The 635-nt window shown below is 33.2% G+C and carries 1 pseudogene; it reads left to right on the top strand.

Annotation, left to right across the window (positions count from 1 at the left end):
• A pseudogene (locus HMPREF0202_RS07280) lies at positions 1-504 on the top strand (putative basic amino acid antiporter YfcC); the annotation flags it as partial.
• Positions 505-635 lie beyond the last annotated feature (131 nt).

Below are 635 nucleotides of genomic sequence, written 5' to 3'. Positions count from 1 at the left end.
AATGATATTGCTATCTCTTTTAGAAAAGGTGCAGAGGACCTTATTGGAGCAGCTCTAGTAGTTGGAATGGCCAAAGGTATTGTATTAGTTTTAGGTGGAGTAGACGCTGGAACTCCTACCGTTTTAAATACTATCTTAAATGCTGTTGCTGGGATTCTAGGTGGATTACACGCTTCTATATCTGCAGTTGCTATGTACTTCTTCCAATCTGTATTCAACTTCTTCGTTGTATCAGGTTCTGGACAAGCAGCTTTAACAATGCCAATTATGGCACCACTTTCAGATTTAGTTAGTGTTCCTAGACAAGTCGCAGTATTAGCTTTCCAACTTGGAGATGGATTCACAAATATGATTGTTCCTACATCTGGTATCTTAATGGCCATTTTAGGTATTTCAAAAGTCGAGTGGGGAGTTTGGGCAAAACAACAAATTAAATTCCAAGGTATTTTATTTGTATTAGGTTGCGTATTTATTGTTATAGGTGTTTTAATTAATTTCCAATAATAATAATAATAATAATAATAATAATAATAGGATGAAATAAATTTATTTCATCCTATCTTTTTATTTTTTCATAAAAAAAAAGATGTATTTCTACATCTTTAAAAATCTTTTAATGGCGGGAGTGACGAGGG

This window comes from Cetobacterium somerae ATCC BAA-474, assembly GCF_000479045.1.
GTDB lineage: Bacteria > Fusobacteriota > Fusobacteriia > Fusobacteriales > Fusobacteriaceae > Cetobacterium_A > Cetobacterium_A somerae.
The sequence above is the reverse complement of the archived record's forward strand: the minus strand, read 5'-3'. Positions and strand labels throughout refer to the sequence as shown.